Consider the following 15,314-nt stretch of genomic DNA (forward strand, 5'->3'; position numbering starts at 1 on the left):
GTACATCCGATGGTACAATGAAAAGCGCATCAAATTATCACTGGGCTCACGCAGTCCGGTCGAATATCGAGAAAGCCTTGGCCTAACCGTATAAATCAGTCCAAGTTTTTATCCGCATCCCCACCGGCTCAGTTCCGCGTGAAAACCAACACTTGGACATTTGGGGCTCAGACCCCCGCCGCGATCAAAGCCTTGATGTGCCGAATATCTGAGCCGCAGCATCCGCCCACAACGCGCAGCCCAGGGAGGCGCTGTGCCATTTCAGCGTAAAGCGTGCCGAACTCCTGTGGATTACCGTCGTCAAGGTCGGTGGCTTCATCCAATTCGGCATGGCTCCGGCGCGAGGCGTTTGGCCGGACCATGCCGATCCGGCTGAGCCAACGCGACGGCATTAGTTTGCTGAAATGATCAGGATGAGCGCAGTTGATCCCGTAATAGCGAGCGTAGCCTCCTGTTGCGGCCTCGACCTCACTCAGTGCCGAGTCAAGGTCTTGCCCGGTCGGCAAACGTCCGTCGGTCTCCACTGTAAATGAAAGCGCAAAAGGCAGGCCCAGTTCACGCGCCCGGTTGACCATCCCGATCGCCTCGCCAGGATGCGTGATGGTAAATGCTGATGCGATGTCGACACCTTCCTCGGCAAAGGTCTCGAGCTGGGCGGTGTGCAGGTGGGCCGCTTCACTCGGGGTTAAAAGGTGCTCGGGAGCGTAGCCGTCGCCGGCTGGCCCGAGCGCTCCCTCGATCAATATGTGGTCACGCCAGGGATGGCTGCGTCGCAAATCTTGTGCAAACGCGACAGCGCGCCGGTTAATGTTTCGGATGCCAGCGTCGTCCAGTCCCAGCTTCGGCCCCCAGCCGCCATTGGCCCGCCAGGTCGGCGTGCCCATCACAAAGCCTCGGCTCGCTGCTTGGGCCATGTCGAAATAAGAAACCGCGTAGCTCCGCAGCATCTCGCGACCCTCTGGGCTGTCAAGCAAGACGAACGAGGCGAACAGCGGCAAATCGGCGCCCTTGTGGAAGATGAGGTCGGTCTCCATGCCCCCGTCGCTAATGAAGGGGTTTGTTGATAACAAGAGGCGGTCAACTAGATCCATGATATCCTTCCCAAGGAAATATATTAAATTCTGGTGACGCGGTAGAACTACGCACAGCGCGACGGGGGTATTGCACACGCCCTCGCCTTGGTGTTGATCTCCCGCCCATGGCCGTCAGCCCCCTTTCTGGTGGCCGACATCTCTTGTCGGGACCGGGAGTCGAGGTCGAGGTGGTTTTAGATCGACCGGGTCTGCGCAGCCTGCATCACATCGCTCTTTGCTGCCACGAATGAAGGCAACGCGCGCGTTCTCGGTAACCACCTTTCCGTCGAATGGTCCATCCGAGTACCGGACTTTAACTGCATCAGGCCATTCAGATTTGTTCGTGCCAGAGTAACCCTATTCTTATCCGCAATTATATATCAGTGATGCCTAAAACACAAAGCACCTGATGCGGGACCTGACCCATCAACTTTTTCGACGGGGAACTGCCAAAAAGAGAAAAGGCCGGCGAAACTCACATCAACTTCCCTCGTCACTCACGCCGCCGCCAGTACATCTGTGGTCAACATTGCAAGGAACTTTGCAAGTAACACGGCCCCGTAAATCAGGATCGGCAGCGACTGATTGTTCGAAACCCAGTCATTCGGTTTAATGATGCAGTGGCCCAATTGGTTGCGAAGCGTGCCCGAGACCTGCTAACGAATGGCCCACTCCCTCAGTCACGCATCCCGCGTTGCCAAACTCGCAAGCCCCAGAGTCCGTAATCAGCGTCAATATCGCAGACTTAAGATTCGATGGCTGCTTCAGGTGAATTACTGGCGCGGCTCAAATGCGTTAACAGCCGTCAATCACCGGAAAATGCAACGATTAGGAGCCTGTCACCAATCGTCAGGACGCTTCGGATCAACGGTTACAGCGTAGATGTGCCACTTTCCAGGAACGCCACGCAGATCCGTTTCACCACGTGTCTCGAACGCAACGCCGGAGCCAACGACGAGGTCCTTCACCGTCCCCGAGGCCACGACTTCTCCGGCATCGGCGTGAGCTAGAAGGCGCGAAGCAAGATGGACGGCTATCCCGCCCAATTCGCCACCGCGCCTTTCACACTCGCCAGTGTGTAGGGCGGCACGAATACCCAGTCCCAACATTGCCGCGCTATCGCGGATTGCGCAACCGCAACGTATAGCCTGGCTTGGCTGCTGGAAAGTGGCTAGAACGCCGTCGCCCATCGTCTTTATTTCCTTGCCATCGTAGCGAGAAAGTCCGACGCGCACCGCTTCGTCATGGCGGCGCAATAAGTCTTGCCAGCTTCGATCGCCCAGCTTGGCGGCTATGGACGTAGAGCCGACAATGTCGGTAAACAGCACAGTGAGAAGAACGCGTTCAGAGGCCGGCTGCGGGCGGATACCGGTGAGGAATTCTTCGATCTCATCCAATGTACGATCCGCGTCACCAGCCCAGATCACGTGGTCATCACCTTGCAGTTCTACCCATTTTGCCCCCGGTATCCGATCGGCGAGATAGCGGCCTTCTTCGACCTGCACCCAGCGATCGCCAGTTCTGTGAAGGACGAGCGTGGGAACGTGGATGGCACTCAAGATGCCGCGAACGTCGATCTCGGTATTCCAGCGCCAGAGAGACACAGCGTCCTGCGGCGAGGCCGAGTTGCGCAGGAAACCTGCAAACCAATCGCGCGCCTCCCGGTCACCGACAAGACTTGGTGCTCCGTTACTGAGATCGAATGGTCCACCCCAGTCCCGCGCGATGACGACCAGCTCTTCCTCAACCTTCTCACGGGTCTTGCCCCAAGGGTAGTCCTCCGACCAAAGCCCTCTCGCGAAGGCCCCGTGGAGAACAAGTGCGATGGACCTCTCCGGATAAGTCGCCGCGAACAACATGCAAAGGTTGCCGCCCTCGGACGTGCCCATCAGCGCAGCTCGCTGCGAGCCAGCCGCATCCATGACTGCCTGCATGTCTTGCATGCGCTCCTCAAGAGTTGGATAACCGACGTTGCGGTCCGAGAGCCCGGTTCCGCGCTTGTCAAAGAGGATCAGCCGGGCAAAAGCGCTCAGCCGCTCGAACATGTGCACCACGGGTGGAAATGCCCAGGCGTAATCAAGATTCGACACCCAGCCTGGGACGTAGATGATATCAAGGGGCCCGTCACCGATCACTTGATAGGCGATGTTCAACTCACCACTTTTTGCATAGCGCGTACTCGGTCGCATGGCAGAAACATAGCATATTATCGTGAGGAAGGCACGACTAACGATGCTGTTTATGGTTGGTGCGGGAACGCCATCCTTCTGCTACATGATCTGGAACCGGCGCAGTCGTCGGCGGTCGCCGTCGGTTGAACGCCCGAGGAAGGTTGGCTGGCTATCGACGTCAGGAAGATATGTCGTCAATCAACTATTGGCGCAGCGGCTGACAGGCGGGTTGGGGGCCTGCATAGTGAGGCTCCCTTGTTGAAGAAGCTCGTCATGTTCCGCCCTTACCAGACGATGTTCAACTCAGGTGCGATCTGCAGCCCGAACCTCGATTTCAACCCCCAGACGCCCTCTCGCGCAGCGGGTTGGTTCGACGGCTCGAAGCGGTCGTCTCCATCAACAAGGGATGTCCCTTTAGATCGGGAAGCTTGAAGGCGATTGAGATGAAATGTTTTCTGCGCATCCTTTGAAAGGTGAAGAATCAATCATTCCGGCGCAGCTTGTCCTCCAGTTCTGTCCGCTCAGCAACAAAGAGATGATATCCCATCCGGTTGGTTTCGCTGACAAAGTCACGAAGCGCTTTGCTTGCCGCCATGGGGACAGAAATGTCGCCGAGGATCACGAGACGCATCCGGTAGTCCTGCATTTTCTGAAAAAAATGTCCCGCAAGTCTGCTGCTGAGGTCGTAAAAATCAGGTGAGAAACGATTGGCGGGCACAACAATGACATCAATTTCCTTGCCATAGGTTTGGCCCAACAGGTCCAGTGCATCTTGCTCAGTCCCGAAGACAGGGCCGTCAGTATCGACAAAAAACAAGCTGAGGCCTATACCGTTCTCTGTGCTCATGAAAACTTCCTCGGCTTCTCTCTTATGCTCATTTAACCGAGAGAACAAAGCTGAACAACGGCCTTCCGCAGCGGCCGCTTGTGGTGCAAACGGGCCATATCTGAAATCCACTCCGTCGGGTTCACATCGAGCGACTGGCCCGGCTGGATTGTCGACATGACGCGAGTTACACCATCGTCAATCGATCACTCGGAACTTAGTTCTGAGAAAATTGCGCTTACTGCTCCCTGCAATGAAAGCAGGACTTTTTCCGGGGAAATAAGCGAGAACAATAATCGCTCCGGCTTGGAAAGTCCGAGAGCGCGAGGTCAGCGAATAATTGCCTTATTTCGCGCGTGATTTTGCGGTCACCAGCGGACTGCTGATCGCCGCTTAACTGAGCCTCTGACATCGCCCTATCAAATATTGCAGATGGCATAGCCTATCGCACGTCCGATAGAGCGCGGCTCTCGGCAGGAGAGGCTGCCGCAATGCCATTTTATGCAGCTGTGCGAACCTGGATGCGTTAGGTTTGCTTTCGACCAAACAGTGTTCCGGATCTGCGGAAGCATCGGTTCACGCCGCCGATCTCTCCTCTCCATCAACAAGCAATTGTTGTTCAGTAGGAGCGGCTTGAAGCGCCGCGTATCTGCCGCCGACACACCGGGAAGCGAACGAGTAACAATCAGGGGGATCGACATGCAAGCATAACTGCCCCAGACGAATTCCCTTAAATTAAGCAGTTGATCACGTGCCTACTCCGGTAATCCTGCCATCCGCAGTCCTTCGACATATTTAGCGAGGAGCGCCTTATCCCGATAGGGCGCTCGGGTCATGTATCGCTTAATCGAAAAGTCCGGATTGATTTTTAGCAATTCGGTCGCTGCGCTGCTCGCTTCGTCCAACCGCCCTAATTGTGCATATGTTGCCGCCAGTAGTCGATATGCAGGCCCTGGCTCTGTCATTTTTTCTAGAAGAGACAGCGCACCAACATAGTCACCGGAAAGATACTTGCTGGCCGCAATGTCCCACAGGTACCAGTCGGGTCGACTTGGATTGAGACGCACGGCCATTTCGCCGATCCTGATCGCGTCTTCAAGACGCCCTAAATAGCCCAACGCATCGCAATACTCGGCGAGCAGATCACAGTTGTAAGGAGCGAGTTCGCGAGCCCGATCGTAGCATCCTATGGCACGCTCAGTCTCCCCTCTCCATAAGTGGATTACGCCAAGCGCAAAATGGGCGTCGGATTCAGAGGGGTTGAGCTGCAGTGCTTTGCTCGCCCATGTGAACGCAGTGGCCAGTGCGAAGTCAATGTCGACGCTTTCATTCCATTTCAGCTTCAGCAGCTCGATCCAGGCGAGCCCCAGGTATGGGCGTGAATAATTCGGATCATCCGCGATCGCGGCAACGAACATCTTTTTCGCTATCCCGATGTCCTCCGGCCGCCGGCTCTGTTGAAGATGCTTCCCTCGCAAATAAAAGTCATAGGCCCTCAGAGCAGACACCGGTTTAGCAAGAACGCGTTGACGTTCAGCCTCTTCGATCTTGACGTTTAGCGCGGCCGGGATCGATTGAGCCAGCTCGTCCTGAATGGAGAAAACGTCGACAAGGTCGAAGTCGTATTTTTCCGCCCAGATATGTTCGCCAGAAACGTTGGTCAGGCTGGCATTCACTCGGACTCGATTGCCGAGCCGTCTGACACTGCCCTCAAGGATGTAATAGGTAGTCGATCCGATAGGGCGGGGCTCTAAACGGGGTGGTCGAACTATCACGTTCAACCGCGAGAAGCGCGACAAGGCGGTCACGACATCCTCCGCAATGCCCGCCGCAAAGTAATCCTGGTTTGGATCGCCGCCAAGGTTTGAAAACCTTGAAACATACAGGATCGTTCTGTTCGACTCGGAGCCCAGATCATTTTGTATGCAGGCCGGTGGCACTGCCAAGGCCGAACCGGGGGCATCTTTCGGTTGCGCAGTTTTGTAATCATCAAAAAGGACATTGAAGACGCGGAGCGGTCGATCGATATTCTTCAATCTCTGCTCACCTGCATCCTCGAAGCCGATATTCAGACGGTTGCCCACGGTGTCACGCATCGATGCGGATACCGCGATGCCTCCGGGCTTAGCGATCGTTTCAATGCGCGATGCAACGTTCACGCCATCACCATACACATCGTCATCTTCAAAAAGGATATCCCCTATGTTAATGCCAATCCGAAACTCAATTCGGCGATCGGGGGAAACATCCGCGTTCCTTGTCCGCATTTCTCGTTGGATTGCGACAGCGCAGGTAATTGCCTCCTCGGCGGTCCGGAACTCTGTCAGCATCCCGTCGCCGACGAGCTTGACGATCCGCCCATGATTCTGGGCGATTTTGACATCGAGGAGTTCATGTCGGTGCCGTTTGAGAGTCGACAGGGTGCCTCTCTCATCGAAGCCCATCAGGCGGCTGTATCCAACGACGTCTGACGCCATTATGACCGAGAGCTTTTGTTCCATCGGCACCCCCACGTCGATTTCGTGGCTAACCAGTATATAGCACGCCACAATTTTCGTGGCGTCATTCTTCTGCCCGCAAGGTCGTTAGAACTGGGTACCGTCATGGGCATCCCGTGCCCGCGCTCGGCATGTCAATCGGAGGCAGAGACTTGCTTGAGCGCTGAATCAGGGACTGACCTCGACCTCGAGGCTGTCGTCCGCGAAAGTCGCCGTCCGCATCGGGGCGTCGAACTTTGATTTCCTTGATAGCAATGTCGTTTCCGAGACTTTCAAAAAGCGTCAAACGAGCCGGTCATCGAATGGCTGATGCGGTTTGATGCGGAGCTGGCCCTTCCGACGGTCACGATCGCTGAGATTTACTTTCGGGATACAAAACGTAAGACCGGCTCAGCGTGCCGATCGGTTGGAACAGGGATTGCTCGACTGGCGCCATCGTTTCGCCGATCGGATTTTCGGTTTGAAGCCGCACTTGCCTACAGCGAAATTATGGGCGGCGCCGCTCTTAGGGGGCGGGGAATGTCGGCACCTGATGGAATGATCGCGGCGATTGCTCGGGTGAACGGCGGCCGCCTAGCTGCCCGTAATATCGATAATCCGCAAGCGCCGTGCTGAGACACGGCGCAGAGTCTTGGAAAAGAAATTAGGGTTCTGCGCGACAATACCGCCACTCTCGCGATCGTCATTTATAATGACGGATAATCCAACGTTATCGGACGAAATATTGAAGTGGCGGGCGGTGCGGTTTGAGGGGATTTTGCACTAAAAAACGCTCATTACGTTTCGCCCTGTGGGCAAGAATTTCGCATCCGCGCCACAGGACGAAAATCGGCTTAGCCCCATGAGCGAGATTTCTCGGAATCCGACGCTGCTCTGGCCGCCGCCGCCCCGAAATCGCTCGATAGGACGGTCAATAACTTTGTAGTCGAGGGCTATAAATTTCCTTGTGTGGCTGCTGAAAGAGAGAGAGTTATCGATGCTACCTGACCGAAACTGGATGAGCACTTTTTTTGACCGGCCTGCGCCCGTCGTCGCTGTCGATCTGATCGGTGCAGAGTTTGTCATTGCGGGCGTTGGCGGCCTGATCGTGGAAACGGAAGCCTATACCGATGAGGATCCGGCGTCCCACTCCTATAATGGTCAAACCGCTCGGAACCGGGCGATGTTCGGTCCTCCGGCGACGCTCTACATTTACCGATCCTACGGCATACACTGGTGCCTGAATTTTGTCTGTCAGGAGGGAAGCGCCGTCTTGATCCGCGCCCTGGAACCGACAACCGGGTTGGATCTTATGCGTCAGAGACGGGCGCTGGAAAGCCCTGTTTTGCTTTGTTCCGGACCTGGTCGCCTGTGCCAGGCGCTTGCCGCAACGGGTGAACTCAACGGCCGATCGCTGGCTGCGGACCCTTTTCATGTAAGCCTCCCGTCTGAGCCATGGGCGGCATCATCCGGATGTCGCATTGGTATCACCAAAGCCGCCGATGTGCGCTGGCGTTTCGGTGTTAGGGGTTCGCCATTTTTAAGCAAAAAGCTGTGAAACGACGCTCTGTACTCCATATTGTATTGGGAGTTAGCCAACGGCTGGGTTGATATAATTGCCGGGGGCGGTCGCGGGCCTAGGTGCTTATCCCGCAATGCCTGTCGGAAACCGATCGGAGACGATTTTCCGACACAGCGGGCAGGTAGCGTGGATCTTCCATTGCGGGACGGACGCGTGCCCAAATGGCCTTGGTGGGCGGATGACAAGAGTCGGTGCTGTCATTACCGAGGCGATTGTCCAGCAGTATGGACGCGAGGAGATTTTGCGCCGACTGGCATGCCCGTTCTGGTTCCAGTCTTTCGGCGCCGTCATGGGGATGGACTGGCATTCCTCCGGCATTACCACGGCGTGGTCATGTGGCTTGCTCGGAATGACGTCCCCGCGGGTCCTTTGTGACAGAAGCTCCCAGCGGCTAGGTTCCCGTTCGAGGTTCATTATCATCGGCATGGACGGAACATCCGAAGCGGCCCGCCGTTAAGTGTGCATGAAATCGCGAAAACGCCATTTGGAGGAAAAAAAGATGAAACAGGAAACACCAAAACCGGGCATCCCCGGAACCACAGATCAATCGCCGCGTTGGGAAGGACCCGAAGAAACCCGCCCGCGTGGCTATCTTCCCGCGGTAGACAACCCGGAAACCGACCGCGACGCAGCGGGAGAGAATCTGAACGATCCCGATCGCTCCAAAACCACGGACGCGGGCAAAACGGGGGGAGCTAAGTGATGTCAGGGCCTGTGAAGGACAAAGCACCCGTGAAGACAATCCACGACGATGCAAAGGGTCAGTATGCCAGAGGCCTGAAGCGCAGTAACAATAACGGGGTGGCCAGCGCAAAGCCGCGGGTCATCACGGGCTCTGATGATGCCACAGCACATAAAGCTCCTCCGGGAGCGAAACCGGTCGGCAAGGAATGGGATCTAAACTATGATAAGCGCGAGATGGAGGAAGGCGACTTCAAGGGATAGTCACGATGCAGGCTATTCCTCACGTCGCCCGCTCCTCGGGCCAACTGGGTGACGCCCTCTCACAGCACGCACGTGCTTACACGCTGGGGGCGGAGTCAGTTTCTGGATAAATGCTTGGGCTCTTGACGATCTCATCAATCATCACCAGAAAAGCCCGCCAGAGCGGGCACCTCAAATTCGCCCGCCTCCCTCCGTCCACTCTCGGGTCCTCGTCTTCGTGGAGCGTATTCTCCGATGTCAGCGATCGTCAGCATGGAGAAGGCGGATATCTCAACTTCTCGAAGCGAAGTTGGCTAGAGAATCCTCAATGATCTCATCGCCTGCCATCTTATGCCAATTCCCGCCATGCCGCTCTAAATGAACGCACTCAGTCCTTCAACGCGGAATGTCCCTCGTCGCGGATACGTTGCTCCAGTTTTTAAGTCAGCTCCGGATAGCTTTTCGATGTGCTCAAGCTGCGGCTTCATCATCGATAGAGCTTGGCTCTCGATGGCATGCGAGTTGCGTAATTCGATGACGAAATTTCTCGGTCTTGTTTGCAGCCCTCAAGCCCTTCTTGTTTCGAAGCTAACGGAGCTGGTTAATCCGACACTTGTTCCGCACAACCCGGAACTGATTTGGTTTCAGCCAGTTGAAGGACACAGAGGAGCAGACCGCATCTATGGTTGAGTTGGGCAACTGGAAGCACCTGGTATCGACATGCAGCGCCTGTTCGCTGAAGACACGCTATGGCCGTCCAGTGGATGGCCAGCGTGCTGCCGAAGGTGGTCTCCATGCCACCCTCGCTCGTGAGGAGGTGGAAACACTCGTTATCACGGGTGGTGAAACAGATGTCTGTGTCCTTGCCGCAGTGGTTGGGGCAGTTGATCTTGGGTATCGTGTTGTCTTGCTATCCTACGGAGCGTGCAGTGGGGAGGACGCTACACACGACGCATCGCTAAAACTGCTCGGCGACAGATTTTCGGTTCAGCTCGACCTCCAACCGACTGAGGAGTTCCTGAGAAATGTCTTCGGCTGATAGGATCGCGAATGACACTACACTGAGGAGCGTGTGCTTGCTATTCGCTGGTTACGCGATTGGGCAAGGATCGCTGAGGCGCCGGTATATCCGCTGGAATGTCGCCACCTGCAGGCGGCGGTCGAAATTTGAAATAGTGTTTTTGCGCTTAGTCAACAATGGCGCGGAGCTGGAACGGCCGCCCGCAGCCGAATGGATGTCGGCATTTCCTCGAGTTTGCCTATTGCCCTCTCCTAGGGTTTGACCGCGTCATTCCAACAACGCGCGAAAAATTGAACCCAGGAAAGCGCACCAGCCGCCAGCGATCCCCTTTCAACTCCTTTTCCTTTAGAAAAGAGAGGGAATCCAGCAGGGATCGAGAAAGCCCTGCTGGCGGGGGGCTTGTGAAATGAGCGCTGGCCGCCGCGGCCGGTCTTTCGTAAGGCCGGCCTTGAGCGCGAAGCCAAGGCGGCCGACAGCCAGATCGACGGTGACACAGATTTCATGATGCTGTCACAGCTCTGGACAGACGGCGAGATCGAAATCGCAGAGAAAGCGCGCGCGTTATCGCCAAGTTCGCGCGACTCGGCTGGACGAGCGTGGAACTCCCCCTTTGCCGAGGACTTTCCACCAACTGGAGAGACGCTTGCCTCTTCCGACGACCTTCTCGCGAGATCGGGCGAATGTCGCGTTCCGAAGGCAATTGAAACCGGCGGAACATTCCCGCGCGCCATTGGTTAAGGAAGGTGAAAAAGAGGAATAATCCATGAATAGCTTCAAGGACGAACGCGGCGATACGCTTTCAAGTGTGCAGACGCAGAAGATCGTGGAAGCTACGCCCGTGCAGGCGCGGCAGGGATTGCTTGGGCGACCGGTACTGATGGTGCTGATAGGTGGTCTCGTGTTGGCCGCCATCGCCTGGGCTATCGCGGGGATGTATGGAGAGGCGGTCGATAATGACGCCGTCACGGAAACGAAGCAAACCACCACGCACGGTACGAAGGCGGTGGTCACACCGACCGATCAGAAGGTCATCGACAACACTCCACCTGCTGGAGAAACCATGCAGACCTCGCCAACAGATCGAGATCCCACGGCTGAATCTGGTACGGGTGGCGATTCGCAATCGGTCGCTCCGACGGGCACCGAGAAAACCCAGTAATAAACCTCCGAAAAAACCTCCTATAGGAGTTTAAACATGACAGATCATCAGGTCGCACCAGACACTCCGGAAGAGCCAGCACCGCTCGTCGATGAAGCGCTGGCGGCGACAGACTGGAAAGCCGACAATCAGGAAGAACTCAGGGCGTTGTGGTCGGAAGTCGCCCGGTTAAGGGATTCGCTTCAGGACGCTGCGTCCGCAGCGGGCAGCCTGGCGACTGAAGAGTTCCGCGCCAAGGTGCGTTCGCAGCCGATTACGGCTGCGGTTGGAGTCGGTTTCCTAGGCTTTTTGTACGGGGTCACACGATGATCGTCACCAATCGGTCGAAAGATCGGGCCATGAAATACGTGAGGCTCGGAACAGCGCCGCGCGGTGCTAGACGAAAATCTCGTCTCCACCCGAGAAAGGGCGGAAGACACTGCGCAGCCGAAGGTCTTCTGGCGTCATGAGATTGAAAGCCTGCCGTCCCTGACAGGAATCACACTGCTTGATCCTCTTCCGACAACGTTAATTCATAAGGAGCCCTCCGATGTCGAACGCAACGAACGACCAGAGCCACCTTGGCCCTTCAACTGGAACCAGTCCGACCGAATTCGGTCAGTCTGTCGAGAGCCGTGCCCAGGTTCTGGACTCGTCAACCACTTCGGGGAAAGAGGCTGAACTCCTGAATATCTATCGCCTCGTTCCCATAGCCGAAGCCAACGACCCGCGGTGGGACAACTCGCCTTACCAGGGCCAAGTGTTGGTCGCCGCTCGGACAACGGGCGATGCGCGCATCGTTGCTGCCGAACGAGAACTTGATTTCATGGAAATCGATTCAGCTCCTGCCGAGGGCGTGACGACGAGCAACGCGAGTGCGTTCCGGTCGGAAAAACTCTATACCGTCATTGAGGTGGACCATGCGCGCCGTGATTTCCCACGCGGGGTGATCGAGGGCGAAATCAGCGTCGATACCATCAAACCGGTTCAAGTCTGACGCTCGCAGGCTCGTTTGATTCCCCGAAATGAGTTTGACATAAATAAACCTGATCGGTGAAAACGCGTTTGAATTCAAAACGATGCACCCAGAGAAAGTTATATTGCCCGCGGCGGAACTTTATCTGCAACATGCGTGTCTGACCCGGGGAGCGCCCGGCAAAGTCTAGTTCCTACTTTAAGTTTAGGGATCAAAACGGCGATGTGACGAGTGATTAGAGCTACGAATTTTCGCATCTGTTCGCCGAGTTGCGGAGGACGAGCGTGTGCAAAAGCCGCATCCCGCCCGATTCCCAGACTTGTTCACCCTCTGCGGGCCCTTTCAGCATACCCGAGGTCCCGCTTTCTAGCGATGGCGAAAACGACCGTGTGGGATTTTGTTCCCGCACACCGAAATGGCTAATTCCCGAATTGAGGGTTCTTGCGCTTACTTACTCGACCAAGCTCCTCGGCCTCAATTTGCCGAGAAAAGCACCAAGCTGCGAGGCGGCATTTGGACGACGGCCTCCTTACTGGAGAGGTTGTCCGCTTCGTTCATCTGGGCCGTCGTGAGCACAAGGGTCCAGCTACCGAACTCCGACCGCGGCATTCTGAAGGGTACAGGCCCATCGTGCGGGTTAAAAATCAATAGCAGCTCACGCCAGGCGCCTTTCGTCACTGTCATATTCTTGCAGCCGAGATGGAGACCAATCGTCGTGCTTCCTTCGTCCTGCCAGTGCTCCGGTGTCTGTTCCCCGCCGCCGGCATTGACCCAGGTGGCTGTCAGACCGTCTCGCCAGCTTTCACGGCGAAGCAGTGGCTGCTCGACGCGCAGCTTGATCAATTGTCGGACGAAATCACGCATCTCCTCAGCGCTGCCCGACAGGCCTTCCCAATGCACCCAGCTAATCTCGCTATCCTGGCAGTAGCCATTGTTGTTGCCGAGCTGGCTGCGGCCGAACTCGTCGCCGGCAAGCAGCATCGGCGTGCCATGCGAGAGTAGCAGCGTCGCGAGGAGGTTACGTTTGTGCCTGTCGCGGCTGGCGTTGATCGCCGCATTGTCGGTTGGACCTTCGGCGCCATGGTTGGAGCTGCGGTTGTCGCTGTGTCCGTCGTTGTTGTGTTCCCCGTTCGCCTCGTTGTGCTTGTCATTGTAGGAAACGAGGTCGTTGAGGGTGAAACCGTCGTGGGCGGTAATGAAGTTGACGCTGGACCAAGGCCGTCGTCCTCGCAGATCGTACATATCCGCCGATCCCATGAAGCGCGCGGCGAACTCGGGTGCGGTTCCATCCATATCCTTCCAATAGTCGCGCATGGTGTCGCGGTATTTGTCATTCCATTCCGCCCAGCCAGGCGGAAAGCCCCCGATCTGATAGCCGCCAGGCCCGATGTCCCAAGGTTCGCCCACAAGTTTGACAGTGGCTAGCACCGGGTCCTGTGTTACCGCATCGAAGAAGCCACCACGCTGGTCGAACCCCTCCGGTTCGCGGCCAAGGATAGTGCCGAGATCAAAACGAAATCCGTCGACATGCATTTCCTCGACCCAATAACGCAGCGAATCCGTGATCATCTGCAAGACGCGCGGATGCGACGTGTTGACGGTATTTCCGGTGCCAGTGTCGTTGATGTAGTAACGAGGATCGTCGGGTAGAGTCCGATAGTAGGAGAAATTGTCGATGCCCTTGAAGGACAAAGTGGGGCCCAGCTCGTTTCCTTCGGCTGTGTGGTTATAGACCACATCGAGAATGACCTCGATACCGCCGTCGTGCAGCGCGCGCACCATGTCGCGAAGGCCGTCCATGCCGCGCGGGCCATAATAGCGGCTCGCCGGCGCGAAGAATCCGAGGCTGTTGTAACCCCAATAGTTGCGCAAACCCTTGTCGATCAAATGTTTGTCATCAAGAAAGTAATGGATGGGCAGGAGCTCCACCGAGGTAATGCCAAGGGACTTCAGATAGTCGACAATCGCCTTGTCCGCGAGCCCCTCGAACGTGCCCCGAAGTTTTTCCGGAACAGCCGGATGAAGCTGGGTGAACCCTTTCACATGGGCTTCGTAAAAAATGGTCCGGGACCAGGCTATCGCGGGAGGGCGATCGGATTTCCAGTCATAGTTTTTCGATTCGACCACACGGCACTTCGGCATGGAAGCGGCGCTATCGCTTCGATTAAACGATAGGTCTTTGTCCAGGCTTCCGACGTCATAGCCAAAATGCGAATTTGACCACGTGATGTCGCCGACCAACTCGCGCGCGTAGGGATCAATGAGCAGTTTGTTGGCATTGAACCGGTGGCCGGCGGATGGATCGTAGGGTCCATGCACGCGGTATCCATAGAGCGCACCGGCCTTTAGTCCAGGCACGTAACCGTGCCAGATTTCGTTGGTGAATTCCGGCAGTTCAAGCCGTGCGGTTTCGGTCTCTCCATTTTCGTCGAATAGGCAGAGTTCCACCGATTCGGCGTGTGCGGAAAACAGCGCGAAATTGACGCCATCGGCGTCAGGGATGGCACCCAATTTCTGCCACCGTCCCGGTTGGATCTCAACAGGGCCCCTTTTCATGAATCCGCTCCCCTTTAAGTCCAGGATTTTTCCGGGTATTCCGCGTCAAATGCGTCATTTAAAGATGCTTGTCGGGTGACCGCGGTATTGTGGGGTCGCGACCACGCGCGCACCCAACAGCGGATCCGAGCGGGATATGTCTTCCAGTGACAGGATCCCGGCCAGCTGCCGGGCGCCATCGACAACAATGAACCCTTTGGGTTTGTCAGTCGATCATTGTCCGTCCTGCGCGGAGAATGCTTTATGGCACCAACAGGGCGGTGTTCCACTGGCAGGAAAGCGACGCCCGCTCCGGCCATGAGACCCGCGGCCGACTGTACAGAATAGCTCGGGGAAATCGTATAGATCGTGGCTTTCTTGACCGAGCGCACCCCGGCCAGTCCCTTATGGGCGTCCATCAGCCAGACTCCTGCCGTTGATAGAAGCGGGAACGGCTATTTCCTGAACGGTTTTCTTCGGGAAGGCAAGGTCAACTACCTGGGGCACCATTATCTGCGGTTCGCGCCGGTTGACAGGCGGTCGTGACCATTTTGGGTTTGTCGAGCTATACCAGAAGCGTTTAACGCGAGA

12 protein-coding genes and 3 pseudogenes are annotated in these 15,314 nt (G+C 56.4%); 10 read left to right on the plus strand and 5 right to left on the minus strand.

Annotated features, from left to right (window positions below):
* Positions 1 to 94, plus strand: a 94-nt coding sequence (locus ASC96_RS31750; RefSeq protein WP_156397529.1) for an IS3 family transposase, incomplete at its 5' end; no start/stop codon positions are given.
* Positions 95 to 167: 73 nt separating this feature from the next.
* On the opposite strand, the gene ASC96_RS16140 is transcribed toward ASC96_RS31750, so the two are convergent.
* From ASC96_RS16140 to ASC96_RS16160, 4 genes are all read right to left on the minus strand, one after another.
* Positions 168 to 1,091, minus strand: coding sequence for a homocysteine S-methyltransferase family protein (locus tag ASC96_RS16140; RefSeq protein ID WP_060504172.1), 924 nt, complete (start codon positions 1,089 to 1,091; stop codon positions 168 to 170).
* 821 nt (positions 1,092 to 1,912) lie between these two features.
* On the minus strand, positions 1,913 to 3,226 hold the full coding sequence (locus ASC96_RS16145) for an adenylate/guanylate cyclase domain-containing protein (RefSeq protein ID WP_244482094.1): 1,314 nt from the start codon (positions 3,224 to 3,226) through the stop codon (positions 1,913 to 1,915).
* Positions 3,227 to 3,725: 499 nt separating this feature from the next.
* On the minus strand, positions 3,726 to 4,091 hold the full coding sequence (locus tag ASC96_RS16155) for a DUF4180 domain-containing protein (protein WP_060504175.1): 366 nt from the start codon (positions 4,089 to 4,091) through the stop codon (positions 3,726 to 3,728).
* A 734-nt stretch (positions 4,092 to 4,825) separates the two neighbouring features.
* A complete protein-coding gene (locus tag ASC96_RS16160; RefSeq protein WP_060504218.1) occupies positions 4,826 to 6,571 on the minus strand; it encodes a tetratricopeptide repeat protein in 1,746 nt (581 codons plus the stop codon).
* Between the two features lie 217 nt (positions 6,572 to 6,788).
* On the opposite strand from ASC96_RS16160, the pseudogene ASC96_RS31755 reads away from it, so the two are divergent.
* The 9 genes and pseudogenes from ASC96_RS31755 (at position 6,789) to ASC96_RS16200 (ending at position 12,209) form a co-directional block, all read left to right on the plus strand.
* A pseudogene (locus ASC96_RS31755) lies at positions 6,789 to 7,183 on the plus strand (PIN domain-containing protein).
* 382 nt (positions 7,184 to 7,565) lie between these two features.
* Positions 7,566 to 8,105: a DNA-3-methyladenine glycosylase gene (locus tag ASC96_RS16165; protein WP_082512109.1), complete on the plus strand. Its 540-nt coding sequence runs from the start codon at positions 7,566 to 7,568 to the stop codon at positions 8,103 to 8,105.
* A gap of 114 nt (positions 8,106 to 8,219) precedes the next feature.
* Positions 8,220 to 8,454 (plus strand): annotated as a pseudogene (locus tag ASC96_RS16170) (DUF763 domain-containing protein); the annotation flags it as partial.
* 174 nt (positions 8,455 to 8,628) lie between these two features.
* Positions 8,629 to 8,832: a hypothetical protein gene (locus ASC96_RS16175; RefSeq protein ID WP_060504219.1), complete on the plus strand. Its 204-nt coding sequence runs from the start codon at positions 8,629 to 8,631 to the stop codon at positions 8,830 to 8,832.
* A complete protein-coding gene (locus ASC96_RS16180; protein ID WP_060504178.1) occupies positions 8,832 to 9,074 on the plus strand; it encodes a hypothetical protein in 243 nt (80 codons plus the stop codon). The genes ASC96_RS16175 and ASC96_RS16180 overlap by 1 nt, the downstream gene beginning before the upstream one ends.
* Positions 9,075 to 9,843: 769 nt before the next feature.
* Positions 9,844 to 10,092, plus strand: a pseudogene (locus tag ASC96_RS16185) (isochorismatase family protein); the annotation flags it as partial.
* Positions 10,093 to 10,837: 745 nt separating this feature from the next.
* Positions 10,838 to 11,233, plus strand: a complete 396-nt coding sequence (locus tag ASC96_RS16190) for a hypothetical protein (protein WP_060504180.1) — start codon at positions 10,838 to 10,840, stop codon at positions 11,231 to 11,233.
* A 36-nt stretch (positions 11,234 to 11,269) separates the two neighbouring features.
* On the plus strand, positions 11,270 to 11,542 hold the full coding sequence (locus ASC96_RS16195; protein WP_060504181.1) for a hypothetical protein: 273 nt from the start codon (positions 11,270 to 11,272) through the stop codon (positions 11,540 to 11,542).
* Positions 11,543 to 11,762: 220 nt separating this feature from the next.
* Positions 11,763 to 12,209 (plus strand): hypothetical protein, encoded by a 447-nt coding sequence (locus ASC96_RS16200; RefSeq protein WP_060504182.1) that lies wholly within the window; start codon positions 11,763 to 11,765, stop codon positions 12,207 to 12,209.
* A gap of 453 nt (positions 12,210 to 12,662) precedes the next feature.
* Here ASC96_RS16200 and glgX read toward each other — a convergent pair whose 3' ends face one another.
* The gene (glgX, locus tag ASC96_RS16205; RefSeq protein ID WP_060504183.1) at positions 12,663 to 14,744 is read right to left on the minus strand and encodes a glycogen debranching protein GlgX; all 2,082 of its coding nucleotides are present in this window, start codon (positions 14,742 to 14,744) and stop codon (positions 12,663 to 12,665) included.
* Positions 14,745 to 15,314: the final 570 nt, after the last annotated feature.

It is taken from the genome of Rhizobium sp. Root1204, assembly GCF_001424965.1.
Classification (GTDB): domain Bacteria; phylum Pseudomonadota; class Alphaproteobacteria; order Rhizobiales; family Rhizobiaceae; genus Pararhizobium.

What these genes read in the sequence shown, in the direction of transcription:
- ASC96_RS16140 (WP_060504172.1), bottom strand. Translation starts at nt 1,091, where the DNA reads ATGGATCTAGTTGACCGCCTCTTGTTATCAACAAACCCCTTCATTAGC.
- ASC96_RS16155 (WP_060504175.1), bottom strand. Translation starts at nt 4,091, where the DNA reads ATGAGCACAGAGAACGGTATAGGCCTCAGCTTGTTTTTTGTCGATACT.
- ASC96_RS16160 (WP_060504218.1), bottom strand. Translation starts at nt 6,571, where the DNA reads ATGGAACAAAAGCTCTCGGTCATAATGGCGTCAGACGTCGTTGGATAC.
- ASC96_RS16165 (WP_082512109.1), top strand. Translation starts at nt 7,566, where the DNA reads ATGAGCACTTTTTTTGACCGGCCTGCGCCCGTCGTCGCTGTCGATCTG.
- ASC96_RS16175 (WP_060504219.1), top strand. Translation starts at nt 8,629, where the DNA reads ATGAAACAGGAAACACCAAAACCGGGCATCCCCGGAACCACAGATCAA.
- ASC96_RS16180 (WP_060504178.1), top strand. Translation starts at nt 8,832, where the DNA reads ATGTCAGGGCCTGTGAAGGACAAAGCACCCGTGAAGACAATCCACGAC.
- ASC96_RS16190 (WP_060504180.1), top strand. Translation starts at nt 10,838, where the DNA reads ATGAATAGCTTCAAGGACGAACGCGGCGATACGCTTTCAAGTGTGCAG.
- ASC96_RS16195 (WP_060504181.1), top strand. Translation starts at nt 11,270, where the DNA reads ATGACAGATCATCAGGTCGCACCAGACACTCCGGAAGAGCCAGCACCG.
- ASC96_RS16200 (WP_060504182.1), top strand. Translation starts at nt 11,763, where the DNA reads ATGTCGAACGCAACGAACGACCAGAGCCACCTTGGCCCTTCAACTGGA.
- glgX (WP_060504183.1), bottom strand. Translation starts at nt 14,744, where the DNA reads ATGAAAAGGGGCCCTGTTGAGATCCAACCGGGACGGTGGCAGAAATTG.